Origin of the sequence: Cognatundibacterium luofuense (assembly GCF_018139685.1) — a bacterium.
GTDB classification, from domain to species: Bacteria; Pseudomonadota; Gammaproteobacteria; order Burkholderiales; family Burkholderiaceae_D; genus Undibacterium; species Undibacterium luofuense.
On record NZ_JAGSPN010000693.1, the window covers coordinates 1 to 278 of the forward strand.

The following is a 278-nucleotide window of genomic DNA, read 5'->3' on the forward strand; positions in this document are numbered from 1 at the left end:
CGGATAAAGTGCCGGACAACTACAGACGCCGTCAAACCCTGAAAAATGCTGAACGCTATATCACGCCAGAATTAAAAGCCTTTGAAGACAAGGCGCTGTCTGCGCAAGAGCGCGCACTGGTCAGGGAAAAAATTCTCTACGAGCAGTTATTGCAGGATTGTTTACCGCATATCGCACAGCTGCAGACCATCGCTCATGCGGTCGCCAGTCTCGATACCCTGGTCAGCCTGGCAGCACATGCCAGCAAGAATAACTGGTGTGCGCCTGAACTGATTGAT

The 278-nt window shown here is 51.4% G+C and carries 1 pseudogene; it reads left to right on the forward strand.

What is annotated here, in order from left to right:
• A pseudogene (locus KDM89_RS22220) lies at window positions 1-278 on the forward strand (DNA mismatch repair protein MutS); the annotation flags it as partial.